Source organism: Pseudomonas peli, from assembly GCF_900099645.1.
GTDB lineage: Bacteria > Pseudomonadota > Gammaproteobacteria > Pseudomonadales > Pseudomonadaceae > Aquipseudomonas > Aquipseudomonas peli.
In genome coordinates this window covers 1,598,201-1,624,676 of the sequence record NZ_FMTL01000001.1, presented here as the reverse complement: position 1 = coordinate 1,624,676, position 26,476 = coordinate 1,598,201, and the positions used below count along the sequence as shown (strand labels likewise).

The 26,476-nt window shown below is 60.8% G+C and carries 27 protein-coding genes; 18 read left to right on the top strand and 9 right to left on the bottom strand.

Annotated elements, in window-relative coordinates; all coding sequences use genetic code 11:
- Positions 1–209: 209 nt before the first annotated feature.
- From BLO50_RS07690 to BLO50_RS07625, 14 genes are all read left to right on the top strand, one after another.
- A complete protein-coding gene (locus BLO50_RS07690) occupies positions 210–623 on the top strand; it encodes an NADH-quinone oxidoreductase subunit A (RefSeq protein ID WP_090250607.1) in 414 nt (137 codons plus the stop codon).
- A gap of 10 nt (positions 624–633) precedes the next feature.
- The gene (locus BLO50_RS07685; protein WP_090250605.1) at positions 634–1,311 is read left to right on the top strand and encodes a NuoB/complex I 20 kDa subunit family protein; all 678 of its coding nucleotides are present in this window, start codon (positions 634–636) and stop codon (positions 1,309–1,311) included.
- 56 nt (positions 1,312–1,367) lie between these two features.
- Entirely contained in the window at positions 1,368–3,149 is a 1,782-nt protein-coding gene (gene nuoC / locus BLO50_RS07680) for an NADH-quinone oxidoreductase subunit C/D (protein ID WP_090250602.1), read from the top strand.
- A 1-nt stretch (position 3,150) separates the two neighbouring features.
- Positions 3,151–3,663 (top strand): NADH-quinone oxidoreductase subunit NuoE, encoded by a 513-nt coding sequence (gene nuoE / locus BLO50_RS07675; RefSeq protein ID WP_090250599.1) that lies wholly within the window; start codon positions 3,151–3,153, stop codon positions 3,661–3,663.
- Positions 3,660–5,015, top strand: a complete 1,356-nt coding sequence (gene nuoF, locus BLO50_RS07670; RefSeq protein ID WP_167354439.1) for an NADH-quinone oxidoreductase subunit NuoF — start codon at positions 3,660–3,662, stop codon at positions 5,013–5,015. Before nuoE ends, nuoF begins: the two co-directional genes overlap by 4 nt.
- Before the next feature lie 95 nt (positions 5,016–5,110).
- Positions 5,111–7,831 carry an NADH-quinone oxidoreductase subunit NuoG gene (nuoG, locus tag BLO50_RS07665; RefSeq protein WP_090250597.1) on the top strand — a complete coding sequence of 907 codons (2,721 nt, stop codon included), beginning with the start codon at positions 5,111–5,113 and terminating at the stop codon, positions 7,829–7,831.
- Positions 7,828–8,820: an NADH-quinone oxidoreductase subunit NuoH gene (gene nuoH / locus BLO50_RS07660; RefSeq protein WP_090250594.1), complete on the top strand. Its 993-nt coding sequence runs from the start codon at positions 7,828–7,830 to the stop codon at positions 8,818–8,820. Before nuoG ends, nuoH begins: the two co-directional genes overlap by 4 nt.
- Positions 8,821–8,833: 13 nt before the next feature.
- Complete coding sequence (gene nuoI / locus BLO50_RS07655) at positions 8,834–9,382, top strand: NADH-quinone oxidoreductase subunit NuoI (protein ID WP_090250592.1); 549 nt, start codon at positions 8,834–8,836, stop codon at positions 9,380–9,382.
- Between the two features lie 9 nt (positions 9,383–9,391).
- A complete protein-coding gene (gene nuoJ, locus BLO50_RS07650) occupies positions 9,392–9,901 on the top strand; it encodes an NADH-quinone oxidoreductase subunit J (RefSeq protein WP_090250589.1) in 510 nt (169 codons plus the stop codon).
- Positions 9,898–10,206: an NADH-quinone oxidoreductase subunit NuoK gene (gene nuoK / locus BLO50_RS07645; protein WP_090250586.1), complete on the top strand. Its 309-nt coding sequence runs from the start codon at positions 9,898–9,900 to the stop codon at positions 10,204–10,206. The genes nuoJ and nuoK overlap by 4 nt, the downstream gene beginning before the upstream one ends.
- A complete protein-coding gene (nuoL, locus tag BLO50_RS07640; RefSeq protein ID WP_090250584.1) occupies positions 10,203–12,053 on the top strand; it encodes an NADH-quinone oxidoreductase subunit L in 1,851 nt (616 codons plus the stop codon). The genes nuoK and nuoL overlap by 4 nt, the downstream gene beginning before the upstream one ends.
- 15 nt (positions 12,054–12,068) lie before the next feature.
- Positions 12,069–13,598 carry an NADH-quinone oxidoreductase subunit M gene (gene nuoM, locus BLO50_RS07635; protein ID WP_090250581.1) on the top strand — a complete coding sequence of 510 codons (1,530 nt, stop codon included), beginning with the start codon at positions 12,069–12,071 and terminating at the stop codon, positions 13,596–13,598.
- A 7-nt stretch (positions 13,599–13,605) separates the two neighbouring features.
- Entirely contained in the window at positions 13,606–15,081 is a 1,476-nt protein-coding gene (gene nuoN, locus BLO50_RS07630; protein WP_090250578.1) for an NADH-quinone oxidoreductase subunit NuoN, read from the top strand.
- A 30-nt stretch (positions 15,082–15,111) separates the two neighbouring features.
- A complete protein-coding gene (locus BLO50_RS07625; RefSeq protein ID WP_090250575.1) occupies positions 15,112–15,963 on the top strand; it encodes an SDR family oxidoreductase in 852 nt (283 codons plus the stop codon).
- A gap of 18 nt (positions 15,964–15,981) precedes the next feature.
- On the opposite strand, the gene BLO50_RS07620 is transcribed toward BLO50_RS07625, so the two are convergent.
- The 6 genes from BLO50_RS07620 to BLO50_RS07595 all read right to left on the bottom strand — a co-directional run bounded on the left by BLO50_RS07620 (position 15,982) and on the right by BLO50_RS07595 (position 21,372).
- The gene (locus BLO50_RS07620; protein WP_090250572.1) at positions 15,982–16,716 is read right to left on the bottom strand and encodes a hypothetical protein; all 735 of its coding nucleotides are present in this window, start codon (positions 16,714–16,716) and stop codon (positions 15,982–15,984) included.
- A 48-nt stretch (positions 16,717–16,764) separates the two neighbouring features.
- A complete protein-coding gene (locus tag BLO50_RS07615) occupies positions 16,765–17,145 on the bottom strand; it encodes a RidA family protein (protein WP_090250570.1) in 381 nt (126 codons plus the stop codon).
- Positions 17,146–17,291: 146 nt separating this feature from the next.
- Positions 17,292–19,400 (bottom strand): bifunctional GTP diphosphokinase/guanosine-3',5'-bis pyrophosphate 3'-pyrophosphohydrolase, encoded by a 2,109-nt coding sequence (gene spoT / locus BLO50_RS07610; RefSeq protein WP_090250567.1) that lies wholly within the window; start codon positions 19,398–19,400, stop codon positions 17,292–17,294.
- 60 nt (positions 19,401–19,460) lie between these two features.
- Complete coding sequence (gene rpoZ / locus BLO50_RS07605; protein ID WP_090250565.1) at positions 19,461–19,724, bottom strand: DNA-directed RNA polymerase subunit omega; 264 nt, start codon at positions 19,722–19,724, stop codon at positions 19,461–19,463.
- Between the two features lie 114 nt (positions 19,725–19,838).
- A complete protein-coding gene (gmk, locus tag BLO50_RS07600) occupies positions 19,839–20,459 on the bottom strand; it encodes a guanylate kinase (RefSeq protein WP_090250563.1) in 621 nt (206 codons plus the stop codon).
- A gap of 49 nt (positions 20,460–20,508) precedes the next feature.
- Complete coding sequence (locus BLO50_RS07595) at positions 20,509–21,372, bottom strand: YicC/YloC family endoribonuclease (protein ID WP_090250560.1); 864 nt, start codon at positions 21,370–21,372, stop codon at positions 20,509–20,511.
- A gap of 141 nt (positions 21,373–21,513) precedes the next feature.
- Between BLO50_RS07595 and rph the strand changes: the two genes are divergently transcribed.
- Positions 21,514–22,236 carry a ribonuclease PH gene (gene rph, locus BLO50_RS07590; RefSeq protein ID WP_090250558.1) on the top strand — a complete coding sequence of 241 codons (723 nt, stop codon included), beginning with the start codon at positions 21,514–21,516 and terminating at the stop codon, positions 22,234–22,236.
- Positions 22,237–22,276: 40 nt separating this feature from the next.
- Positions 22,277–22,648, top strand: coding sequence for a DUF4870 domain-containing protein (locus BLO50_RS07585; protein WP_090250556.1), 372 nt, complete (start codon positions 22,277–22,279; stop codon positions 22,646–22,648).
- Positions 22,649–22,709: 61 nt separating this feature from the next.
- Here the strand turns inward: BLO50_RS07585 and BLO50_RS07580 are convergent, their stop codons facing one another.
- Entirely contained in the window at positions 22,710–23,489 is a 780-nt protein-coding gene (locus BLO50_RS07580; protein ID WP_090250555.1) for an exodeoxyribonuclease III, read from the bottom strand.
- Between the two features lie 93 nt (positions 23,490–23,582).
- Between BLO50_RS07580 and pyrE the strand changes: the two genes are divergently transcribed.
- Together pyrE and BLO50_RS07570 are read left to right on the top strand one after the other, a co-directional pair.
- The gene (gene pyrE, locus BLO50_RS07575; RefSeq protein WP_090250554.1) at positions 23,583–24,224 is read left to right on the top strand and encodes an orotate phosphoribosyltransferase; all 642 of its coding nucleotides are present in this window, start codon (positions 23,583–23,585) and stop codon (positions 24,222–24,224) included.
- A gap of 23 nt (positions 24,225–24,247) precedes the next feature.
- Positions 24,248–24,841: a DUF4124 domain-containing protein gene (locus BLO50_RS07570; RefSeq protein WP_090250551.1), complete on the top strand. Its 594-nt coding sequence runs from the start codon at positions 24,248–24,250 to the stop codon at positions 24,839–24,841.
- A 2-nt stretch (positions 24,842–24,843) separates the two neighbouring features.
- On the opposite strand, the gene BLO50_RS07565 is transcribed toward BLO50_RS07570, so the two are convergent.
- Positions 24,844–25,290, bottom strand: coding sequence for an acyl-CoA thioesterase (locus BLO50_RS07565; protein WP_090250549.1), 447 nt, complete (start codon positions 25,288–25,290; stop codon positions 24,844–24,846).
- A 270-nt stretch (positions 25,291–25,560) separates the two neighbouring features.
- Positions 25,561–26,466 (bottom strand): acetylglutamate kinase, encoded by a 906-nt coding sequence (gene argB, locus BLO50_RS07560; RefSeq protein WP_090250547.1) that lies wholly within the window; start codon positions 26,464–26,466, stop codon positions 25,561–25,563.
- Between the last annotated feature and the right edge of the window lie 10 nt (positions 26,467–26,476).

The window sequence follows — 26,476 nt, the reverse complement described above, 5'->3', positions numbered from 1 at the left end:
CTGATGCGGTTCAACGCCCGTGGTTGATGCGTTGAGAGGGTTTTGGCGATTGGCTACGTATTTTTGTCGCTTTGTGAACAGAAAATAATTAGTTACTAAAGCGTTGTGCGCATAGAATTGCGGCCATACTTTGCAAATGACCCGGTTTTGGGTCGCGTTCGCCATAATAAAATTTTACAAGCCGTTCCTTTTACCTAGGGAGTACCGGCATGCCTGATGCGGTAACGACTATGTCCCATAACTGGGCTTTTGCTGTGTTCCTGCTCGGAGTCTTCGGGCTGATTGGCTTTATGCTTGGTTTGTCTAGCCTGCTGGGTAGCAAAGCTTGGGGCCGCAGCAAAAACGAACCCTTTGAGTCCGGCATGTTGCCCGTCGGCAGTGCGCGCCTGCGCCTGTCAGCTAAATTCTATTTGGTCGCGATGCTCTTCGTGATCTTCGATGTCGAAGCCCTCTTTCTCTTCGCTTGGGCCGTTTCAGTGCGCGAAAGCGGCTGGGCTGGGCTAATCGAAGCTACAGTCTTTATAGCAATTCTGTTGGCAGGTCTTGTCTACCTTTGGCGGATCGGGGCGCTCGATTGGGCACCTCAGGGTCGTCGTGAGCGGCAGGCGAAGCTAAAACAATGAGGCTTTGGCAATGCACTACAAACTTACTCGGATCGATCCGGATGCGCCCAATGAGCGCTATCCGGTCGGCGAGCGGGAGACTGTTTCCGACCCGCTGCTAGATGATCAAGTCCACAAGAACATCTACATGGGCAAGCTCTCAGATGTTCTCAACGGCGCAGTGAACTGGGGGCGCAAGAACTCCCTGTGGCCCTACAACTTCGGCCTGTCCTGCTGCTATGTGGAAATGACCACCGCCTTTACTGCGCCGCACGACGTGGCCCGGTTTGGTGCTGAAGTGATCCGGGCATCCCCGCGCCAGGCGGACTTCATGGTCATCGCCGGCACCTGCTTTATCAAGATGGCCCCGGTCATCCAGCGCCTGTACGAGCAGATGCTGGAACCCAAGTGGGTGATCTCGATGGGCTCCTGCGCCAACTCTGGCGGCATGTACGACATCTACTCTGTGGTCCAGGGGGTCGATAAGTTCCTGCCGGTCGACGTCTATATTCCCGGTTGCCCGCCCCGTCCTGAGGCATTTCTGCAAGGCTTGATGCTGCTGCAGGAATCCATTGGTCAGGAGCGCCGGCCGTTGTCCTGGGTGGTCGGTGATCAGGGTGTTTACCGTGCCGAAATGCCTTCGCAGAAAGAACAGCGTCGCGAGCAGCGGATCGCCGTGACCAATCTGCGTAGCCCCGACGAAGTGTGAGCCTGGGCTCTATTGAGCCCGCCTACTGACGCCGTTGACCGATAGCGACCGAGACCATGACTGCAGACAGCATTCTGTCCATACCGCCGTACAAGGCTGACGACCAAGATGTGGTCGTCGAACTGAATTCCCGTTTTGGCGCTGACGCCTTCACCGCACAGAGCACCCGTACCGGTATGCCGGTGCTGTGGGTGGCCCGCGAGCGCCTGGTCGAAATCCTGACCTTCCTGCGCAACTTACCGCGCCCCTACGTCATGTTGTATGACCTGCATGGTGTCGACGAGCGCCTGCGTACCCAGCGTCGTGGTCTGCCGGGTGCGGATTTCACCGTGTTCTATCACCTGATGTCGCTGGAGCGAAACAGCGACATCATGCTCAAGGTCGCCTTGAGCGAGCGCGACCTCAATGTGCCCAGCGTCACCAGCATCTGGCCCAACGCTAACTGGTATGAGCGCGAAGTCTGGGACCTCTACGGCATCCACTTCAGCGGCCACCCGCACCTGACGCGGATCATGATGCCACCGACCTGGGAAGGTCACCCGCTGCGCAAGGATTACCCGGCGCGCGCCACCGAGTTCGATCCATTCAGCCTGACCCTGGCCAAGCAGCAGCTGGAAGAAGAAGCCGCGCGCTTCAAGCCGGAAGACTGGGGCATGAAGCGTGGCGGCGAGCACGAGGACTATATGTTCCTCAACCTCGGCCCCAATCACCCGTCGGCCCATGGTGCGTTCCGCATAATCCTGCAGCTCGACGGTGAAGAAATCGTCGATTGCGTGCCGGAAGTTGGCTACCACCACCGTGGCGCCGAGAAGATGGCTGAACGGCAGAGCTGGCACAGCTTTATTCCCTACACCGACCGCATCGACTACCTCGGCGGGGTGATGAACAACCTGCCGTATGTTCTGGCCGTGGAAAAACTTGCGGGCATCACTGTGCCGCAACGGGTCGACGTGATTCGCATCATGCTGGCCGAGTTCTTCCGCATCACCAGCCATCTGCTGTTTCTCGGCACCTATATCCAGGACGTCGGCGCGATGACCCCGGTGTTCTTCACCTTTACCGACCGTCAGCGCGCCTACAAGGTGATCGAAGCCATCACCGGCTTCCGCCTGCATCCGGCCTGGTACCGCATCGGTGGTGTCGCTCACGACCTGCCGCGTGGTTGGGATCGTCTGGTCAAAGAATTCGTCGACTGGCTGCCCAAGCGCCTCGACGAGTACGAAAAGGCCGCGTTGCAAAACAGCATCCTCAAGGCGCGGACAATCGGTGTGGCGCAGTACAACACCAAGGAAGCGCTGGAGTGGGGCACCACTGGCGCTGGCTTGCGCGCTACGGGCTGCGACTTCGACCTGCGCAAGGCGCGGCCGTATTCCGGCTACGAGAACTTCGAGTTTGAAGTGCCGCTGGCCGCCAATGGCGATGCCTACGACCGTTGTATGGTGCGCGTGGAAGAGATGCGTCAGAGCATCAAGATCATCGACCAGTGCCTGCGCAATATGCCGGAAGGCCCGTACAAGGCCGATCACCCGCTGACCACGCCACCGCCGAAAGAGCGCACGCTGCAGCACATTGAAACCCTGATCACCCACTTCCTGCAGGTTTCCTGGGGCCCGGTGATGCCGGCCAACGAAAGCTTCCAGATGATCGAGGCGACCAAGGGTATCAACAGCTACTACCTGACCAGCGACGGCAGCACGATGAGCTACCGCACGCGTATTCGCACGCCGAGCTTCCCGCACCTGCAGCAGATCCCTTCAGTGATTCGCGGCAGCATGGTTGCCGACCTGATTGCGTACCTGGGCAGTATCGACTTCGTTATGGCTGACGTGGACCGCTGACATGACCCAGACAACCAACAGCAACACGCTAATCCAGACTGATCGTTTCATCCTCAGCGAAGCCGAACATGCGGCCATCGAGCACGAGATGCACCACTACGAAGACCCGCGCGCGGCGTCGATCGAAGCGCTGAAAATCGTGCAGAAAGCCCGTGGCTGGGTGCCGGATGGCGCCGCCGATGCGATTGGTGAAATCCTCGGTATTCCCGCCAGCGACGTCGAAGGCGTGGCCACCTTCTATAGTCAGATTTTCCGTCAGCCGGTGGGCCGCCACATTATCCGTGTATGCGACAGCATGACCTGCTATGTCGGTGGCCATGAGTCGGTCGTCGCTGAAATGCACAAGCAGCTCGGTATCGGCCTCGGCGAGACCACCCACGACAGCCGCTTTACCCTGCTGCCGGTGTGCTGCCTGGGTAACTGCGACAAGGCCCCGGCGCTGATGATCGACGACGATACCTTTGGCGACGTGCAACCTGATGGCGTCGCCAAACTGCTGGAGGCCTACGTATGAGCATCAAGACGCTGACCTCCATCGGCCCGGCCAACAAGATCGCCCGCAGCGAGGAAAGCCATCCGCTGACCTGGCGCTTGCGTGACGACGCCCAGCCGGTGTGGCTGGAGGAGTACCAGCAGAAGAACGGCTACGCCGCTGCGCGCAAAGCGCTGAGTGAGATGGCTCAGGCTGACATCGTGCAGACGGTAAAAGACTCCGGCCTCAAGGGCCGTGGTGGCGCCGGCTTCCCCACTGGTGTGAAGTGGGGCCTGATGCCTGCCGACGAATCCATGAACATCCGCTACCTGCTGTGCAATGCGGATGAGATGGAGCCGAATACCTGGAAGGACCGCATGTTGATGGAGCAGCTGCCGCACCTGCTGGTGGAAGGCATGCTGATTTCCGCCCGCGCGCTCAAGGCTTATCGCGGTTACATCTTCCTGCGCGGCGAGTACGTCGATGCGGCGACGAATCTGAATCGCGCCATTGAGGAAGCAAAGGCCGCCGGCCTGCTGGGCAAGAACATTCTCGGCAGCGGTTTCGATTTCGAACTGTTCGTTCACACCGGTGCCGGCCGTTATATCTGCGGTGAAGAAACCGCACTGATCAACTCCCTCGAAGGCCGCCGCGCCAACCCGCGCGCCAAGCCGCCGTTCCCTGCCGCCGTCGGCGTGTGGGGCAAGCCGACTTGCGTAAACAACGTCGAGACCCTGTGTAACGTGCCGGCCATCGTCGGTAACGGCGTGGATTGGTACAAGAGCCTGGCCCGCCCGGAGAGTGAAGACCACGGCACCAAGCTGATGGGCTTCTCCGGCAAGGTGAAGAACCCTGGTCTGTGGGAGCTGCCCTTCGGCATCAGCGCTCGCGAGCTGTTCGAGGACTACGCTGGCGGCATGCGCGATGGCTACACCCTCAAGTGCTGGCAACCCGGCGGTGCCGGCACAGGCTTTCTGCTACCCGAGCACCTGGATGCGCTGATGTATGCCGGCGGTATCGGCAAGGTCGGCACGCGCATGGGCACCGGCCTGGCACTGGCGGTGGACGACAGCATCAGCATGGTCTCGCTGCTGCGCAATATGGAAGAGTTCTTCGCCCGCGAATCTTGCGGCTGGTGTACGCCGTGCCGCGATGGCCTGCCCTGGAGCGTGAAGATCCTCCGCGCCCTGGAGCGCAAGCAAGGCACGCAGCAGGACATCGACACGCTGCTCGGTCTGGTCAATTTCCTTGGCCCCGGCAAAACCTTCTGTGCTCACGCACCAGGTGCAGTTGAGCCGCTGGGCAGTGCGATCAAGTATTTCCGTTCGGAGTTCGAGGCTGGCGTGGCCAGCTCGGCGGCTCCGGCAACGACGGGGCAGTTCGTCCCCGCGTAAAAAATGGCGCTCTGGCGGCCACTGATCTGGCCCCGCAGCACAACGTGATTCCATTAGCCAAGCCCGCTTCGGCGGGCAAAGAAGAAACCTGAACCATGGCCACTATCCACGTAGACGGCAAAGATTTCGAAGTCGATGGGGCGGACAACCTGCTGCAGGCCTGCCTGTCCCTCGGTCTCGATATCCCTTACTTCTGCTGGCACCCGGCGCTCGGTAGCGTCGGCGCCTGCCGCCAGTGCGCGGTCAAGCAGTACACCGATGAAAACGATACGCGCGGGCGCATCGTCATGTCGTGCATGACGCCGGCCACCGACAACACCTGGATCAGCATCGACGATGAAGAATCCAAGGCGTTCCGCGCCAGCGTCGTCGAGTGGCTGATGACCAACCACCCGCACGACTGTCCGGTGTGCGAGGAGGGCGGTCATTGCCACCTGCAGGACATGACGGTTATGACTGGCCACAACCAGCGCCGTTATCGCTTTACCAAACGCACCCACCAGAACCAGCAGCTCGGCCCGTTCATCTCTCATGAGATGAACCGCTGCATCGCCTGCTACCGCTGCGTGCGTTACTACAAGGATTACGCCGGCGGTACTGACCTGGGTGTGTATGGCGCGCACGACAACGTGTACTTCGGCCGCGTCGAAGACGGCGTGCTGGAAAGCGAGTTTTCCGGCAACCTGGTCGAGGTTTGCCCGACCGGTGTGTTCACCGACAAGACCCACTCCGAGCGCTACAACCGCAAGTGGGACATGCAGTTCGCCCCGAGCATCTGTCATGGCTGCGCCAGCGGCTGCAACACCAGCCCGGGTGAGCGTTACGGTGAACTGCGGCGCATCGAAAACCGCTTCAACGGCGATGTGAACCAGTATTTCCTCTGCGACCGTGGCCGTTTTGGCTACGGCTACGTCAATCGTACTGATCGCCCGCGTCAGCCGCTGCTGGTGAATAAAGACGGTGGCGAAAAGCTCGGCATCGACGCTGCGCTGGACAAGGCCGCCGAGCTGCTCAAGGGCAAACGCGTAATCGGCATCGGTTCGCCGCGCGCCAGCCTGGAAAGCAACTTCGCCCTGCGCGAGCTGGTCGGCGATGCCAACTACTACTCCGGTATCGCTGCAGGCGAGCTGGAAAATATCCGCCTGATCCGCGACATCCTGCAGAACGGCCCGCTGCCGGTGCCGACCCTGCGTGAAGTCGAGCTGCACGACGCGGTGTTTATCCTTGGTGAAGACCTCACCCAAACCGCCGCACGCATGGCCCTGGCCCTGCGTCAGGCGGTCAAGGGCAAGGCCACTGAAATCGCTGCGTCGATGAAGATTCAGGACTGGCACATGGCCGCCGTGCAGAACGTCGCTCAGGACGCGCTGCATCCGCTGTTTATCGCCAGCGTCACCGCCACGCGTCTGGATGATATCGCCGAAGCCTGCGTGCACGCGGCCCCGGCTGACCTGGCGCGTATTGGTTTCGCTGTGGCCCACGCCATCGACCCTAGCGCACCAGCGGTTAATGGTCTGGATGCCGATGTTGGCGAACTGGTGCAGTTGATTGCCGAAGCGCTGCTTGAAGCCAAGCGTCCGCTGATCGTCTCTGGTGCCTCTTTGGGTGAGAAGAGCCTGATCGAAGCAGCAGCCAATATCGCCAGCGCGCTGAAGAATCGCGAAAAGAACGCCTCCATCAGCCTGGTGGTGCCGGAAGCCAACAGCATGGGCCTGGCCCTGCTGGGTGGCGAGTCTGTCGATGCGGCGCTGCAGGCGCTGACATCCGCTCAGGCAGATGCCGTGATCGTGCTGGAAAACGACCTGTACCGCCGCGCCGATGCTACCCAGGTAGATGCCGCATTGGCGGCCGCCAAGCTGGTGATCGTCGCCGACCATCAGCACACCGCCACCAGCGAAAAAGCCCATCTGCTGCTGCCGGTAGCCAGCTTCGCCGAAGGCGATGGCACCCTGGTCAGTTTCGAAGGCCGTGCTCAGCGCTTCTTCCAGGTGTTCGAACCGAGCTACTACGACGCCAACATCCTGATTCGTGAAGGCTGGCGCTGGCTGCATGCTCTGCACAGCACCCTGCAGGGCAAGCCGCTCGACTGGACCCAGCTGGATGCGGTGACCGCTGCCGTTGCTGCCAGCAACAGTCTGCTGGCGCGTATCGGCGAAGCCGCGCCCAACGCCACCTTCCGCATTAAGGGCCTCAAACTGGCCCGTGAGCCGCACCGTTACAGCGGTCGCACCGCCATGCGCGCCAATATCAGCGTGCATGAGCCGCGCCAGCCGCAGGACCAGGATTCGGCGTTTGCCTTCTCCATGGAAGGCTATTTCGGCAGCAAGGAAGACCGTCAGCAGATTCCATTCGCCTGGTCGCCGGGCTGGAACTCGCCGCAGGCCTGGAACAAGTTCCAGGACGAAGTCGGCGGCCATCTGCGCGCTGGTGACCCCGGTGTGCGTCTGCTGGAAGCCAAAGGCACGGTGCTGCCTTGGTTCAGTGTACCGGCCGCCTTTAACCCGGCTCCGGGTACCTTGCAGGCCGTGGCGCTGCATCACCTGTTCGGCAGTGAAGAAACCTCGGCCGGCGCCGCGCCGCTGCAAGAGCGCATTCCCGCACCTTACGCGCTGCTGGCCAAGGCCGAAGCGGATCGCCTGGGCGTAAATGACGGCGCGCTGCTGAGCCTGACAGTCGCCGGGCAGACCCTGCGCCTGCCGCTGCAGATCACCGAAGAGTTGGCCATTGGTGTGGTCGGCTTGCCAGTGGGCTTGGTGGGCATGCCGGCGCTGATCGCAGGTAGCGTGGTCACCCGCATTGAGGAGGCCGCGCAATGAGTTGGCTGACCCCCGAAGTGCTGGACGTGCTGATCGCCGTACTCAAAGCCATCGTGATTTTGCTGGTGGTGGTGGTCTGCGGCGCGTTGTTGAGCTTTGTTGAACGGCGCCTGCTGGGCTGGTGGCAGGACCGCTACGGCCCCAACCGGGTCGGGCCGTTCGGCATGTTTCAGATCGCCGCGGACATGATCAAGATGTTCTTCAAGGAGGACTGGACGCCGCCGTTCTCCGACAAGTTCATCTTTATCCTGGCGCCGATGATCGCCTTCGCGGCCATGTTGATGGCCTTTGCGATTATCCCGGTCACCCCGAACTGGGGCGTCGCGGACCTGAACATCGGCATCCTGTTCTTCTTCGCCATGGCCGGCCTGTCTGTGTATGCCGTGCTGTTTGCTGGCTGGGCGAGTAACAACAAGTTTGCCCTGCTCGGCGCGCTGCGCGCCTCGGCGCAGACGGTGTCCTACGAGGTGTTTCTGGCCCTGGCGCTGATGGGTATCGTCGCTCAGGTTGGCTCGTTCAACATGCGCGACATCGTCGATTACCAGGCGGAAAACCTCTGGTTCATCATTCCGCAGTTCTTCGGCTTCTGTACCTTCTTTATCGCCGGCGTGGCGGTGACTCACCGTCACCCCTTCGACCAGCCGGAAGCTGAGCAGGAGCTGGCTGACGGTTATCACATCGAATATGCCGGGATGAAATGGGGCATGTTCTTCGTCGGTGAATACATCGGCATCATCACCATCTCGGCGCTGCTGGTAACTCTGTTCTTCGGCGGTTGGCACGGGCCGTTTGGCATCCTGCCGCAGATTCCGTTTTTCTGGTTTGCCCTGAAAACCTGCTTCTTCATCATGATCTTCATCCTGCTGCGCGCCTCGATTCCGCGGCCACGGTATGACCAGGTCATGGCCTTCAGCTGGAAGTTCTGCCTGCCGCTGACCCTGATCAACCTGCTGGTGACCGGCGCATTCGTGCTGGCCGCGGCCCAGTAAGGAGAACCACAGAATGTTCAAATACATACGGGATGTGGTGCACGGCACCTACACCCAACTGCGCAGCATGGCCATGGTCTTCAGCCATGGCTTTCGCAAGCGCGACACCCTGCAATACCCGGAAGAGGCGGTGTACCTGCCGCCGCGTTATCGCGGGCGCATCGTCCTGACCCGCGACCCCGACGGCGAAGAGCGCTGTGTGGCCTGCAACCTGTGTGCGGTGGCCTGCCCGGTGGGCTGTATCTCGCTGCAGAAGGCGGAAACCCCAGATGGCCGCTGGTACCCGGATTTTTTCCGCATCAACTTCTCGCGCTGCATCTTCTGCGGCCTGTGCGAAGAAGCCTGCCCGACCACGGCGATTCAGCTCACTCCGGATTTCGAGATGGGCGAGTTCAAACGTCAGGATCTGGTGTACGAGAAGGAAGACCTGCTGATCAGCGGCCCGGGCAAGAACCCGGACTACAACTTCTACCGCGTCGCCGGTATGGCCATTGCCGGCAAGCCGAAAGGTGCTGCGCAGAATGAAGCCGAACCGATCAACGTCAAAGGCCTACTGCCCTAAGGAGGGGACATGGAATTCGCTTTCTACCTCGCCGCCGGCGTTGCCGTGGCGGCCACATTCAGGGTGATCACCGCGAGCAATCCGGTGCATGCCCTGCTGTACCTGATTCTCTCGCTGCTGGCCGTGGCGATGACCTTCTTTGCCCTCGGCGCCCCGTTTGCCGGCGCGCTGGAAATCATCGTCTACGCCGGCGCGATCATGGTGCTGTTCGTCTTCGTGGTGATGATGCTCAACCTCGGCCCGGCGGCGGTCGAGCAGGAGCGCCAGTGGCTGACGCCGGGTATTTGGACCGGCCCGGCGATTCTCTCGGCGTTGTTGCTGGGGCAATTGCTCTATGTGCTGTTTCAGTCGCCCAGTGGAGCGGCCCTCGGTTTGCAGACCATTGATGCCAAAGCGGTCGGTATCGCCCTGTACGGGCCTTACCTGCTGGCGGTGGAGCTGGCTTCGATGCTGCTGCTCGCTGCGCTGGTCGCGGCCTATCACCTCGGCCGTCACGATGCCAAGGAGCCCACGGCATGAATGCGATTCCCCTGGAGCATGGCCTGGCGCTGGCCGGCGTGCTATTCAGTCTCGGCCTTATTGGCCTGATGGTGCGGCGCAATATCCTGTTTGTGCTGATGAGCCTGGAAGTGATGATGAATGCTACCGCCCTGGCTTTTGTGGTGGCCGGCAGCCGTTGGGCCCAGCCTGACGGCCAGGTGATGTTTATCCTGGTGATCACTCTGGCCGCCGCCGAAGCCAGTATTGGCCTGGCGATCCTGTTGCAGCTGTATCGCCGCTTCAACACCCTCGATGTCGACGCTGCCAGCGAGATGCGCGGATGAACCTTCTATTCCTGACCTGTGTATTTCCGCTGCTGGGCTGGTTTCTTCTGGCTTTCTCGCGCGGGCGTTTCTCCGAGAACCTCTCCGCGCTGATTGGCGTCGGTTCGGTGGGCCTGTCAGCGCTGACGGCGGCCTGGGTGATCGTGCAGTTCAACCTTAATCCGCCGGAAAACGGCGTGTTTACGCAGGTGCTGTGGCAGTGGATGAGCGTGGCCGGTTTTGCGCCGAGCTTCACCCTGTACCTCGATGGCCTGTCGCTGACCATGCTCGGCGTGGTTACCGGCGTGGGTTTCCTGATTCACCTGTTCGCCAGCTGGTATATGCGCGGTGAGGAGGGCTACTCGCGCTTCTTCGCTTACACCAACCTGTTTATCTTCAGCATGCTGCTGCTGGTGCTGGGCGATAACCTGCTGGTGCTGTACTTCGGCTGGGAAGGCGTGGGGCTGTGCTCTTACCTGCTGATCGGCTTCTACTTCAAGCACACCGCCAACGGCAACGCGGCGCTCAAGGCCTTTATCGTCACCCGTATCGGCGACGTGTTTATGGCCATCGGCCTGTTTATCCTGTTCCTCCACTTGGGCACCCTGAATATTCAGGAGCTGATGGCACTGGCGCCGCAGAAGTACGTGGAAGGCGATAGCTGGCTGTGGATCGCCACGCTGATGCTGCTCGGCGGCGCGGTGGGTAAATCCGCCCAGCTGCCGCTGCAAACCTGGTTGGCCGATGCGATGGCCGGTCCGACCCCGGTGTCGGCGTTGATCCACGCGGCGACCATGGTTACCGCCGGCGTGTACCTGATCGCCCGTACCCATGGCCTGTTTCTGCTGACCCCGGAGATTCTCGAACTGGTCGGCATCGTCGGCGGCGTGACCCTCGTGCTGGCTGGTTTTGCGGCGCTGGTGCAGACCGACATCAAGCGCATCCTTGCCTACTCGACCATGAGCCAGATCGGTTACATGTTCCTTGCCCTGGGCGTTGGCGCCTGGGACGCGGCGATCTTCCACCTGATGACCCACGCCTTCTTCAAGGCCCTGCTGTTCCTCGCCTCCGGTGCGGTGATCAACGCCTGCCACCACGAGCAGAACATCTTCAAGATGGGTGGTCTGTGGAAGAAACTGCCGTTGGCCTACGCCAGCTTTATCGTCGGCGGTGCGGCCCTGGCGGCGTTGCCGCTGATCACGGCCGGTTTCTACTCGAAAGACGAGATCCTCTGGGAAGCTTTTGCCAGCGGTCATCAGTGGTTGCTGTATGCCGGCCTCGCGGGCGCCTTCCTGACCTCGATCTACACCTTCCGCCTGATCTTTATCGCCTTCCATGGCGAGCAGAAGACTGAAGCCCATGCCGGCCATGGCATCGCACACTGGCTGCCGCTGGTCACCCTGATTGTGCTGTCGACCTTTATTGGTGCGCTGATCAGCCCACCCTTGGCGGGCGTGTTGCCGCAAAGCGTCGGCCATGCCGGCGGTGATGCTAAGCACAGCCTGGAAATCGCCTCGGGGGCCATTGCCATCATCGGCATCGTCCTGGCTGCGCTGCTGTTCCTCGGCAAGCGCAGCTTCGCCACGGCAGTGGCGCAGAGCGCGCCGGGGCGCTTCCTCTCGGCCTGGTGGTTCGCGGCCTGGGGCTTCGACTGGCTCTACGACAAGCTGTTTGTGCGACCGTACCTGTTGCTTTGCCGGTTGCTCGGGCACGACCCGATCGACCGCAGCATTGGCCTGATTCCGCGTCTGGCGCGTGGCGGCAACGCCTTGCTGGCCAGCAGCGAGACCGGCCAGGTGCGTTGGTACGCCACATCGATAGCCGGGGGCGCCGTGCTGGTGCTCGCCGTTCTCCTGTTTCTGAATTAAGGAAAATAGCCCGTCATGATTCTGCCCTGGCTAATCCTGATCCCCTTTATCGGCGGCCTGCTGTGCTGGCAGTGCGAGCGCTTCGGCAACATCCTGCCGCGCTGGATCGCCCTGCTGACCATGGCCTTGCTGTTCGGTCTGAGTCTGTGGCTGTGGGCCACTGGCGACTTCAGCTTGGCGCCTGCGCCGGGTGCTGCGCCGCAGTGGGCGGCCGAGTTCCAACTGCCGTGGATCGAGCGTTTCGGCATCAGTGTGCACCTGGCACTGGACGGCCTGTCGGTGCTGATGATCAGCCTCACCGGCCTGCTCGGTGTGCTCTCGGTGCTCTGTTCGTGGAACGAGATCCAGAACCGCGTCGGCTTCTTCCACCTCAACCTGATGTGGATTCTTGGCGGCGTGGTCGGCGTGTTCCTTGCCGTTGACCTGTTCCTGTTCTTCTTCTTCTGGGAAATGATGCTGGTGCCAATGTATTTCCTCATCGCGCTCTGGGGTCATAGCGGCAGCGACGGCAAGACCCGCATCACCGCCGCCACCAAGTTCTTTATCTTCACCCAGGCCAGCGGCCTGATCATGCTGCTGGCGATTCTCGGCCTGGTATTTGTGCACTTCGACCAAACCGGCGTGCTGACCTTCAACTACGCCGATCTACTCAACACCAAGATGGCGGCTGGTACCGAGTACATCCTGATGCTCGGCTTCTTTATCGCCTTCGCGGTGAAGTTCCCGGTGGTGCCATTCCACTCCTGGCTGCCGGACGCCCACGCCCAGGCGCCGACCGCAGGCTCCGTAGATCTGGCCGGTATCCTGCTGAAAACTGCAGCCTATGGCCTGATGCGCTTTGCTCTGCCTCTGTTCCCCAATGCCTCAGCCGAGTTTGCGCCGATCGCCCAGTGGCTTGGCGTGTTCGCCATCATCTACGGCGCGCTGCTGTCGTTCGCGCAGACCGACATCAAACGCCTGGTGGCCTATTCCAGCGTGTCGCACATGGGCTTTGTGCTGATCGCCATCTACTCGGCCAGCGAGATCGCCCTGCAGGGCGCCGTGGTGCAGATGCTCGCCCACGGCCTGTCCGCTGCGGCGCTGTTTATCCTCTGCGGCCAGCTGTACGAACGCCTGCATACTCGTGATATGCGTGAGATGGGCGGCATCTGGGCGCGCATGCCCTGGCTGCCGGCGCTGAGCCTGTTCTTTGCCGCTGCGGCGCTGGGCCTGCCGGGCACCGGTAACTTCGTCGGTGAGTTCCTGATTCTGATCGGCAGCTTCCAGAGTGCGCCATGGGTCACCGTGGTGGCTGCCACCGGCCTGGTGTTCGGCTCGGTTTACTCGCTGATCATGATTCACCGCGCCTACTTCGGCCCGGCCAAGGCGGACACTGCCTTGCCTGGCCTGCAGCTGCGTGAGCTGAGCATGGTGCTCGGCCTCGCTGTGCTGCTGATCCTGCTCGGTGTTTACCCGCAGCCGGTGCTCGACACCTCCGCCGCCAGCATGCAAGGCGTGCAGCAGTGGCTGGGTAGTGCCCTCAATCAACCTGTTCCGGCCCGGTAAGTAGCGTATGGAATTCACGACTCAACACTTTATCGCGCTGCTGCCGCTGCTGATCACCAGTGCCACGGTGGTGCTGGTGATGCTGGCCATCGCCTGGAAGCGCAACCACACGCTGACCTTCGGCCTCTCGGTGCTGGGCCTTAACCTGGCCCTGCTGTCACTGCTGCCGGCCCTGGGCGTAACGCCCATTGAGGTTACGCCGCTGCTGCTGGTGGATAAATTCGCCTGCTACTACATGGCTCTGGTGCTGGCCGCGACCCTGGCCTGTGTGACGCTGACCCACGCCTACCTGGGCGGTGAGTCCGGTAAGGGCTACCCGGGCAACCGTGAAGAGCTGTACCTACTGATGCTGCTGTCCGCCGCTGGCGGTCTGGTGCTGGTCAGCGCGCAGCATCTGGCAGGCCTGTTTATTGGCCTGGAACTGCTCTCGGTTCCGACCTACGGCATGATCGCTTACGCCTTCTTCAACAAGCGTTCGCTGGAAGCCGGCATCAAGTACATGGTGCTGTCCGCCGCCGGTTCGGCATTTTTGCTGTTCGGCATGGCGCTGCTGTATGCCGAGTCGGGCAACCTGACCTTCGCTGGCATCGGCGCCAAATTGGCCGCCGACGGCCTGCCGAGCATGCTGGCGCAGTTGGGCGTGGGCATGATGCTGATTGGCCTGTCCTTCAAGCTGTCGCTGGTGCCGTTCCATTTATGGACACCGGACGTTTACGAGGGCGCGCCGGCGCCGGTGGCGGCCTTCCTCGCCACGGCCAGTAAGGTCGCCGTGTTTGCCGTGCTGTTGCGTCTGTATCAGATGTCGCCGGCCACCGCAGGCGGCTGGTTGAATGAGCTGCTGACGCTAATCGCCATCGCTTCGATCATCTTCGGCAACCTGCTGGCGCTGTTGCAGAACAACCTCAAGCGTCTGCTCGGTTATTCCTCCATTGCCCACTTTGGCTACCTGCTGGTGGCGTTGATCGCCAGCAAGGGCTTGGCCGTGGAAGCGGTTGGCGTATACCTGGCCACCTATGTGCTGACCAGCCTGGGTGCATTCGGCGTAATTACCCTGATGTCGACGCCCTACAGCGGCCGTGATGCCGATGCCCTGTATGAATACCGTGGGCTGTTCTGGCGCCGCCCTTACCTGACCGCGGTGCTCACCGTGATGATGCTGTCGCTGGCTGGCATTCCGCTGACGGCCGGGTTTATCGGCAAGTTCTACGTAGTCGCTGCTGGTGTGCAATCGCAGCAGTGGTGGCTGCTCGCCGCCCTCGTGATCGGCAGTGCTATCGGTGTGTTCTATTACCTGCGGGTGATGGTCACCCTGTTTATGGTCGAGCCGAACCTGCGCCGCCATGACGCGCCTCTGCATTGGGGGCAGCAGGCGGGTGGTGTGATGTTGCTGTTCGTCGCGTTGCTGGCGTTCTTCCTCGGTGTGTATCCGCAGCCGCTACTGGAGCTGGTGCAACAGGCCAGCTTGGTGGCACTGTTGCCCTGATAAGCAACAGCCCCTAAGGAATACGCAACGATGAGTAAGACACTGATGATTGCCGGCTGTGGTGATGTCGGCGGCCGTCTGGGTCAGCAGCTAAGCGCTGCAGGCTGGACGGTGTATGGCCTGCGCCGCAGTGTGGCGCTGCTGCCACAGGGTATTCGCCCGGTAGCCGGCGATCTGCATGCCGATGCCTGCCCGGCCGCCTGGCCGAGCGAACCGCTGGATTACCTGGTGTATTGCGCGGCCGCCACTGACCATGATGAGGCCGGTTACCGCGCCGCCTATGTCGATGGCTTGCGCCGCGTGCTCACCTGGCTTGCGCAATACAGCCAACGGCCCAAGCGCCTGCTGTTTGTTTCCAGCAGTGGCGTCTATGGCCAACAACTCGGTGAATGGGTGGATGAGCAGTCCCCTGCAGAGGCTGACAGCTATTCCGGCCGTATCATGCGCGAGGCTGAACAACTGGCGTTGAACAGCGGGCTGCCAGCCAGCCTGGTGCGCCTTACCGGCCTCTATGGTCCCGGCCGCGAGTGGTTACTCAAGCAAGTGCGTCAGGGTTATCGGGTGGTCAGTGAGCCGCCGTTGTATGGCAACCGCATCCATGTCGATGACGCGGCTGGGCTACTGGCCTATCTGCTGCAGGCCGATGCCCGTGGTGTGGCGCTGGATAACTGCTATATCGGCGTCGACGATCAGCCTGCGCCGCTGCATGACGTGGTGGCGTGGTTGCGTGAGCAGCTGGAAATCAGTCATTGGTCTGACGACTCAACGGTGCGCCGTTCCGGCAGCAAACGCTGCAGCAACGCCCGTGCTCGCGCCTTGGGTTGGACGCCTCAGTACCCGAGCTACCGCGAGGGTTACCGGGCGATTTTGCAGCAGCTGTAGCTTGGCATTTCGCGCGGTTTAGCGTTTGACCAACAGCCAGCGCTGCTGGCCTTTGTAGTAGTTGGGCATTTCATCGATCTGTGAGCGATTGAGCGCTTCAAAGACGCGCAATTGGTCGCCTTCAAGCTCGAACAGCCAGCTCTGCCCCTGGTCGCCCAGCTGCAGCCAGAGGCTGTCGAACTCGCCGCTCATGGCCGCGCAATCACCTGCGAGACACAACGCATAACGCTCTGCGCCTGGCAGGCCCTGCAAGCTGCCGTCGGCCTGGAACAGTACCAGACCGCCTTGGCCCAGACCTTCCTCAATCAACCAGGTGCCGCCCAGGTAGGCGCTGTACAACGCCTGCTCGAAGCTGCTCCCTGGCGGTGCAAGTGGACCTGGGGCTGTCGGTGCGCGGACAAAGCGCTGCTCCGGCCAGGTATCGCTCTGCGCCTGAATCAGCTCGTCATTGTTAAGGCTTAGGCTTTCTTCAAAGTCACCGTAGAAGTGCACGCGCAGCTCGCCATCTGCCTGGCGTTTAAAACGACCTTCACCACGTTCAAAACCGTTGCTGAAACTGGCCAGCTGGCGCGGGCTGTCGAGCTGCCACTCCAGGTTAGGCCCATAAGCCAGCAAGGCTTCGCGCAGATTGCCGCTTTTGACGGCAGCTTCAATGGCGGCCTGGTTGATCCAAGTGCCGCTTGGGTCTTGCGGTGTGCTGGCGCAACCGCTGAGCAGGACGCCGGTGAGCAGGGCAACAAACAGGCAACGCATGCGGCGTCCTCAAGAGAGAAGGGCGGGACCGCGGCCCCGCCGAGGGGCTTATTCGAGAACCAGAATAGCGTCCATTTCTACCTGCGAGCCACGTGGCAGGGCGGCTACGCCGATGGCGGCGCGGGCCGGGTAGGGCTGCTCGAAGTAACGGCCCATGACTTCATTGACCTTGGCGAAGTGCGACAGGTCGGTGAGGAAGATGTTCAGCTTGACGATGTCCTTAAACGAACCGCCAGCGGCTTCGGCTACGGCCTTGAGGTTCTCAAATACCTGCACGGTCTGGGCTTCGAAGCCTTCCACCAGCTCCATTGTTTTCGGGTCCAGCGGGATCTGTCCGGACATGTACACGGTGTTGCCCGCTTTGATCGCCTGGGAGTAGGTGCCGATTGCGGCTGGGGCCTTGTCGCTGGTGATAACGCTCTTGCTCATGGGAACTCCTGTAAAGCTGATGTGGGGGAACACTGCAGCGCCATCGGCACGCTGCCAGTTAGATTGCCTAGGTTGGGTGAAAGCCACAGCGGCTGTCAAAGTACAGCTGGCGGCTGATTGCGCTGTTCAATTCGGGTATTCGCCGATCAGGCGCGCGCGCGGGTGATGCGGATCACCCCGGTCAGGGCGCGCAGCTTCTTGATCACGCGGGCTAGATGTACGCGGTCATGCACGCTGACCACCAGCTGCACGACGCTGATGCGGCCATCGCGCTCGTCCATGCTGATCTTCTCGATATTGCCGTCGGCGGCATTCACGCTGCCTGCCAGCAGGGCGATCAGACCGCGCTGGTGCTCAAGCTCGACGCGCAGCTCGACATTGAACTCGCCGGTAACGTCCTTGGCCCAGGACAGCTGGATGCATTTTTCCGGGTTGTGACGGATCTCGCCGATGTTCTTGCAGCTGTCCAGGTGCACCACCATGCCTTTGCCGGCAGACAGGTGGCCGACAATCGGGTCGCCCGGAATCGGCGTGCAGCATTTGGCGTAGCTCAGCACCAGACCCTCAGTGCCACGGATCGCCAGCGGCCCTTCGCTGCTCGGCAGCGCTTCGTTGCTGTCACTGAGCAGGCGGCGCGCCACTACATAGGCCATGCGGTTGCCCAGGCCGATGTCTTCCAGCAGGTCTTCGATGACGTCCTGATGGTATTCGGCGAGCACCGCCTGCACCCGCTCGGGCGAGAGCTTGTCGACGCGGCTGTCGAAACCGGCCAGTACTTTGTTCAGCAGGCGTTCGCCAAGGCTGATGGATTCCGAGCGGCGCTGCAGCTTCAGCGCATGACGAATATGTGTACGGGCCTTGCCGGTGACCACGAAGCTCAACCAGGCCGGATTTGGCCGAGCGCCGGGAGCGGTGACGATTTCCACCGTCGAACCACTTTCCAGAGCTTGCGAGAGCGGCGCCAGGCGGCGGTTGATACGACAGGCGATGCAGGTGTTGCCGACGTCGGTGTGCACCGCGTAAGCGAAGTCGACCGCTGTGGAGCCTTTCGGCAGCTCCATGATGCGGCCCTTGGGCGTGAACACGTAGACCTCGTCGGGGAACAGGTCGATCTTCACGCTCTCGATAAATTCCAGCGAGTTGCCGGCGCGTTGCTGCATTTCCAGCACGCCCTTGACCCACTGCCGCGCGCGGGCGTGGCTGCCCTTGGGCTGGTCTTCCTCGTTAGATTTGTACAGCCAGTGTGCGGCAATTCCGTTGTTGGCCAGCTCTTCCATCTCACGGGTGCGGATCTGAATCTCGATCGGTACGCCGTGCATGCCGAACAGCGTGGTGTGCAGCGACTGGTAGCCGTTTGCTTTGGGGATTGCGATGTAATCCTTGAAGCGGCCGGGCAGGGGCTTGTACAGGTTATGCACGGCACCGAGTACGCGGTAGCAGGTGTCGACCTTGTCGACGACGATGCGGAAGGCGTAGACGTCCATGATTTCGTTGAACGCCCGGCGCTTGCCACGCATCTTCTGGTAGATGCCGTAGAGGTGCTTCTCGCGGCCCATCACCTCGCCTTCCATGCCTTCGCGGGCCAGGCAGTGAGTGATCGACTCTTCGATCTTGTTGACGATTTCCTTGCGGTTGCCACGAGCACGCTTGACCGCTGTGCGGATGCGCTCGGAGCGCATCGGATGCATGGCCTTGAAACCCAGGTCTTCGAACTCGATACGCATGCTGTGCATGCCCAGACGGTTGGCAATCGGTGCGTAGATTTCCAGGGTTTCCTTGGCGATGCGTCGGCGTTTTTCGCCGGACAGCACTTCCAGGGTGCGCATGTTGTGCAGACGGTCGGCCAGTTTGACCAGAATCACCCGGATATCGCGGGCCATGGCCATGGCCATTTTCTGGAAGTTCTCGGCCTGGGCCTCGGCTTTGGTCTCGAAGTTCATCTGGGTCAGTTTGCTGACCCCATCAACCAGTTCAGCCACGGATTCGCCGAACTGCGCGTCCAGGGCTTCCTTGGCGATACCGGTGTCTTCGATCACGTCATGCAGCATCGCGGCCATCAGGCTCTGATGGTCCATGTGCATGTCAGCCAGGATGCTCGCCACTGCCAGGGGATGGGTGACGTAGGCTTCGCCGCTGCGGCGGCGTTGGCCGTCGTGGGCTTGTTCGGCGTAGAAATAAGCGCGGCGAACCAGGTTGACCTGGTCGCCGTCGAGGTAGGTCGAAAGTCTGTCGGCGAGGGCGTCTATGCTCGGCATGGGCGCTCCCCTTGCCGATTCAGATGACCCTGCGCCTGACGACGTCGACCCGGCATAGGCTTACAGAGGCTCGTTAGCCTCTTCCTCGAATGCAGCAAACAGTGGCTCTTCTTCGACGATGTCGTCTTGGGCGATGACGTCGTAGCTCATCAGGCCAGCGGCGATTTCACGCAGCGCGACTACGGTCGGCTTGTCATTTTCCCAAGCCAGCTTCGGTTCTTTGCCACCGGTAGCCAGTTGGCGCGAGCGCTTGGTAGCGAGCATGACCAGCTCAAAGCGGTTATCAACGTGATCCAGGCAATCTTCGACGGTAACGCGGGCCATGGTGTTCCTCGTAGCAAATGCGTAGTAGAGCTGGGCCCAAATGGGCGAGCGGACTAGATAGTCTAAAAAATCACCAGCATTAAGGGAAGCTTTGATTTGCCGCAGTGCGATAAGTCAGACCAGTAACTCGCTGAGCAAACCACTATGGCGTTGCTGTTGCGGGCCTTGCAGCAGCTGATTGGCGCGGAAAATCGCCTTCAGATCGCTCAAGGCGTGGGCGAAGTCATCGTTGATCAACAGGTAGTCGTATTCGACGTAGTGGCTCATCTCGCTGACGGCTTCACGCATGCGTCGCTCGATGATCTCGCCGCTGTCCTGGCCGCGGTTGGTCAGGCGATGGCGCAGAGCTTCCTGGGTCGGCGGCAGAATAAAGATCGATTTGGCTTCCGGCATCAACCGGCGTACCTGTTGCGCGCCTTGCCAGTCGATCTCCAGAATCAGGTCGAAGCCGTCGCGCAGGGTCTGTTTGACCCATTCTTGCGAGGTGCCGTAGAGGTTGCCGAAGACTTCCGCGTGTTCAAGAAATTCGGTCTTATCGAGCATGGCGTGAAACTGCTCGCGGCTGACGAAGTGGTAGTTCACTCCATCTACTTCGCCCGGGCGCATGGCGCGGGTGGTGTGCGACACGGAGACTCGGATCTGCGCCTCGCTGTCGATCAGCGCTTTGACCAGGCTGGTTTTGCCTGCGCCGGACGGGGCGGAAATGATGTAGAGGGTGCCGGTGGTTATGCTCATGGATCAATCCTGGAACGCGTTGTTCGAAGAGTAGCAGTAGCGGTTTGTCTTACTCGATGTTCTGCACTTGTTCGCGCATCTGCTCGATCAGCACTTTAAGGTTTACCGCCGCCTGAGTGCTGCGGGTGTCGAAGGCCTTGGAGCCGAGGGTGTTGGCTTCGCGGTTGAGTTCCTGCATCAGAAAGTCCAGGCGCCGACCGGCCTGGCCCCCAGTTTTCAGTACGCGGCGCACTTCGCTGACGTGGGTGCTGAGGCGATCCAGCTCTTCGGCGACATCACTTTTTTGCGCGAGGATCACCAGCTCTTGCTCCAGGCGCTGCGGGTCCAGCTCGGCCTGCATCTCGGCGCAGCGGTCGAGAATCTTCTGCCGTTGTCCGGCGAGCATCTGCGGCACCAGTTCGCGCAGGGCGACGACCTGTTCGAGGATGCTGTCCAGGCGTTCATTGAGCAGCTTGGCCAGTTCGCTGCCTTCGCGCTCGCGGCCGTTCTTCAGTTCGTTCAGCGCCTCGGTGAACAGGCTCAGGGCGCTTTGATTCAGCGCTTGCGGGTCGGCGGCGTCGGCCACCAGTACGCCGGGCCAACCCAGCACTTCCAGCGGGTTGAGTGCGGCAGGTTGCTTGATCAAGCCGGCAACGCTTTCGGCGGCGGCGACCAGCTGGGCGGCGCGTTCAAGGTTCACTTGCAGGGCTTTGCCGGCATTGTCGTCGCTAAAGCGCAGGGTGCATTCGACTTTGCCGCGCGACAGGCCGTTGCGCAGCGCTTCGCGTACCGCGCCTTCGAGGTCACGGAAGCTTTCCGGCAGGCGCAGATGAGATTCCAGGTAGCGATGGTTGACCGAGCGCAGCTCCCAGCTCAGGGTGCCGTTGGCGCTCGCCTGTTCGGCGCGGGCGAAGGCAGTCATGCTGTGGATCATGGGTGAACCTCGCGAAAAGTCGGAACGAAAGGCGCAGGATTGTAGCGCAGTGCGTCGGCCGCTCCCAATTCGGCACACCCGCTACGGGCTTACGGCCCTATAATGCCGAGCAGATTTTTTATTCAGAGCAGGAATTCCTAGATGAAACGTCCTAGTGGCCGCGCCGCCGATCAGTTGCGCTCGATTCGCATCACCCGCAACTACACCAAGCATGCCGAGGGTTCGGTGCTGGTGGAATTTGGCGATACCAAAGTGATTTGCACGGTCAGTGTCGAGTCGGGCGTTCCGCGCTTTCTCAAAGGCCAAGGCCAGGGTTGGTTGACCGCCGAGTACGGCATGCTGCCGCGCGCCACTGGTGACCGTAACCAGCGTGAAGCCAGCCGTGGCAAGCAGGGCGGCCGCACCCTGGAAATCCAGCGTTTAATCGGTCGTTCGCTGCGCGCCGCGCTGGATATGTCGAAGCTGGGCGAGAACACCCTGTACGTTGACTGCGACGTGATCCAGGCTGACGGTGGTACTCGCACCGCGTCCATCACCGGTGCCATGGTGGCCCTGGTCGACGCGCTGAAAGTGATCAAGAAACGTGGCGGTCTGAAAGGTGGTGATCCGCTCAAGCAGATGATTGCCGCCGTATCGGTAGGCATGTATCAGGGCGAGCCGGTGCTGGATCTAGATTATCTGGAAGATTCCGCTGCGGAAACCGACCTCAACGTGGTGATGACCAGCGCCGGTGGCTTTATCGAAGTGCAGGGCACTGCCGAAGGTGCGCCATTCCAGCCGGCCGAGCTGAACGCCATGCTGGCGTTGGCGCAAAAAGGCATGACTGAGCTGTTCGAGTTGCAACAAGCAGCACTGGCAGACTGATTGAGCTGTATTACACGCCCATCACGCACGGAGAAGCACCATGAGCGACGGGTCCCAAGCGCCACAACCGATTCCCGGTCCTGAAGCCCGTCAGTGGGCTATGTTTTGCCACTTCGCGGCCTTTCTCGGGCTGGTGATTCCCTTTGGCAATCTGCTTGGGCCGTTGATCGTCTGGCAGATCAAGAAGGACCTTGATCCATTCGTCGATGCTCAAGGTAAGGAAGCGCTGAATTTCCAGATCAGCGTGGCTCTGGCTGCGCTGCTATGCTTCCTGCTGATGGTGGTGGTAATCGGTTTCCCGCTGCTGCTGCTGGTTAGCATCGCGGCGCTGGTGCTGACGATTATTGCCGGGATCAAAGCCAATGAAGGCCAGGCCTATCGTTACCCCTTTGCCTGGCGCTTGGTGAAATAAGCGTAGTGCGAACAACAAAAAGCCGGCTATTAGCCGGCTTTTTTGTGCGCTGCTGATCAGGCTATACGCTGAGCATCCAGTCGTAATCGACTATCAGCGGCGCGTGCTGTGAGAAGCGTGGCTGGCGCGGCAGACGGGCACTGCGGATGCTGCGGCGCATGCCGGGCGTGAGCAGCTGGTAGTCGAAGCGATAGCCGAGGTTAAGCATTTCGGCCTGCTCGCTGTCCGGCCACCAGCTGAACTGGTCGCCTTCGCGGCTGACTTCGCGCAGCGCGTCGACATAGCCCATGGTGCCAATCACTTCATCCAGCCAGGCGCGTTCAGGGGCGAGGAAACCGGGTGATTGCTGGCAGTCGCGCCAATTCTTCACATCGAGCTTCTGGTGTGCCACGTAGAACGAGCCGCAATAGATGTACTCGCGGCGCTTTCGGCGCTGCTTGTCCAAATAATGGGTGAAGTCGTCCATAAACTTGAATTTCTGATTCAAGCTTTCATCACCCTGCTGTCCCGAGGGCATCAGCATGGTGGCAATACTTACTTTGTCGAAATCGGCCTGCAGGTAGCGCCCGTAGCGATCGGCCATTTCAAAGCCGAGGCCGCTGATTACCGCCTTGGGTTGCAACCGCGAATACAGTGCCACGCCACCTTGGCTGGGCACTTCTGCATCGCAGGCATAGAGGAAATAGCCATCCAGTTGGAGGGCTTGGTCGTCCAGTTCAAAGGCGGAGGCGCGGGTGTCCTGCAGGCAGATGACGTCGGCATTCTGTGCTTGCAGCCAACTGAGCAAACCGCGCTCGACTGCCGCATGAATACCATTCACGTTCACACTGATGATCCGCATAAATGGCCCCCAAAATCACGTGCGTGTATGATACCCGAGCTCACCTCTATTAGCTAAATTACCTAGTAAATCCGTGCTGTCCGGGGCTTTTTAATGCAAGCGTATCAACGTGATTTCATCCGTTTTGCCATCGAGCGTGGGGTTCTGCGCTTCGGTCAGTTCACCCTCAAATCCGGGCGCATCAGTCCTTATTTCTTCAATGCAGGGTTGTTTGACAGCGGTTTGGCCTTGGCTCAGCTCGGGCGTTTCTACGCCGCAGCGGTGGTAGACAGTGGCATCGACTTCGACGTGCTGTTTGGTCCGGCCTATAAAGGTATTCCGCTGGCTGCGACCACCGCAGTGGCGCTGGCTGAGCATCATCAGCGCGACATGCCATGGTGCTTCAACCGTAAGGAAGCCAAGGATCACGGCGAAGGTGGCACCCTAGTGGGCGCTCCGCTGGCGGGTCGTGTGCTGATCATCGATGACGTGATTACCGCTGGTACGGCGATTCGTGAAGTGATGCAGATCATTCAGGCTCAGGGCGCGCAAGCCGCCGGTGTGCTGATCGCACTGAACCGCCAGGAACGTGGCAAAGGCGAGTTATCGGCAATTCAGGAGGTCGAGCGCGACTACAGCATGCCGGTGGTGAGCATTGTGTCACTCGAACAGGTGCTGGAATATCTGGCAGAGGATGCTGAACTCAAGCAGTATCTGCCGGCGGTACAAGCTTACCGCGCCGAATACGGAATCTAACCTGTCGATAAGGTGCTGCATCGATGCATAGACCTGCCCAGACCTGCTGTTCGCTGTTGCTAGGCCTACTGCTGCCGGTTGTGGCGGGTGCGGCTGAGTTGTACCGCTACGTCGATGACAAGGGCACCACGGTGCTTAGCCGTCAGGGTGTGCCGCCAGAGCACATCAGCAAGGGCTATGAAGTGTTGAATGACCAGGGACGAGTGGTTCAGGTGATCCCGCCGGCGCCCAGCCCGGAGGAAATGAAACACATCCTTGCTGAGAAGGCCCGCGCCAGCTCTGATGCACAGCTGCTGCGGCTCTACAGCACGCCAGACGATGTCGAGCGCGCGCGTGAGCGCAAGCTGGCTGAGTTGGATGGTTTGATCGGTGTGGCGCGCGGCAACCTGCAGTCAGTGCGTACGCAGCAGGCCAACCTGCAAAGTCAGGCCGCTGACCATGAGCGTGCGGGGCGTGCAGTGCCGGCGCATTTGCTGGCGCAGATCGATAACCAGAAAGCCGAACAGGAACGTCTCAAGGACGACATCCTGCGTTATCAGGCTGCACGTAAAGAGGCGGACAGCAGTTTCAATGCTGATCGTGATCGCCTCAAGGAGCTGCTGGGTCGCAACCGGTAGCTTTATTGCTCGGGCGCGCAGCGCTCAAAGGCCAGAATCTTCTCCCTCAACCATGCCGGTAGCGGACTGCTGCTGCGGCTTGCACTGTCCGCGTGCACATAAATCACTTCTCCGGCGGTCAGCGCCTGCTCGCCACACCAGATGCCCATGGCAAAGCTCAGGCTGGAGCGGCCCAAGCGTGCGACGCGGATGCCAATGTTCAACTCGTCATCAAAACGGGCGGGTGCCAAGTACTCCAACACAGTCTTGATGGCGAAGAAATCTCCGCCGTCGCGGCTCAAATCGTCCGGATAGCGGATGTCCAGGGCACGGAAGTATTCGGTGATAGCGACATCGGCATAGGTCAGGTAGTGGCCGTTGAACACGATGCTCTGCGGGTCGACTTCGGCCCAGCGCACGCGCAGCGTGTGGAAAAAGCTGAAGATTTCACGGAATGGCGCGGTTGGCATGTGGTGCACCTCTGGCTGGCAGTAGGATCACTGAGCTTCGGTGTTGCGGCGTCCTGCTGCAAGGGTTGCAGCAGGCTATCAGGCGGCTGAATCAGCCAGGATTACCCGGCTGATTCGCTTATGGATGCTTAGAAGCTATTTACGATCTTGCGAGCTAGAGCCATACAAGGAAAAAACAGGCGAGGAAGCGGAGTTTACTGGTGTAAATGAGCATTCCGAGCCTGTTTTTAACACAGTAAGGCCGACGCGCAGCAGATCGTAAACAGGTTCTCAGTGGCGCTTACGGTTGCAGATCAGGGTACCCACACCGCTGTCGGTGAAGATTTCCAGCAGCACGGCGTTCGGTACGCGACCGTCGATGATATGTGCGCTGGTCACCCCGCCTTGCACCGCTTCCAGGGCGCAGCGGATCTTCGGCAGCATACCGCCATAGATGGTGCCGTCGGCGATCAGGCTATCGACCTGTTCGGTGGTCAGGCCGGTCAGCACCTGGCCTTGCTTGTCCATTAGGCCGGCGATGTTGGTCAGCAGCATCAGCTTTTCGGCTTTCAGCGCTTCAGCAACCTTGCCAGCCACCAAGTCAGCGTTGATGTTGTATGACTCGCCATCCTGGCCGACGCCAATCGGTGCAATGACCGGAATAAAGTCGCCCTTGACCAGCATGTTCAGCAGGTCGATGTTGACCCCGGTGACTTCGCCGACATGGCCGATATCGATGATTTCCGGCTGGGTCATCTCCGGCGTCTGCCGGGTCACGGTAAGTTTCTTGGCGCGGATCAGCTGGGCATCCTTACCGGTCAGGCCGATGGCGCTGCCGCCGTGCTGGTTGATCAGATTGACGATGCTCTTGTTGACCTGGCCGCCGAGGACCATTTCCACCACGTCCATGGTCGCGGTATCGGTGACGCGCATGCCGTCGACAAAGTGGCTTTCGATGGATAGGCGCTTGAGCAGATCACCGATCTGCGGACCACCGCCGTGGACGACTACCGGGTTGATGCCCACCGCCTTCATCAGCACGATGTCGCGGGCGAAGCCTTGCTTGAGCTCTTCGCTTTCCATGGCGTTGCCGCCGTATTTGATCACCAGCGTCTTGCCGACGAAGCGGCGGATATACGGCAGCGCTTCGGACAGTACCTTGGCGACGTTGGTGGCGGCATCACGTTCGAGGGTCATGCAGGGCTCC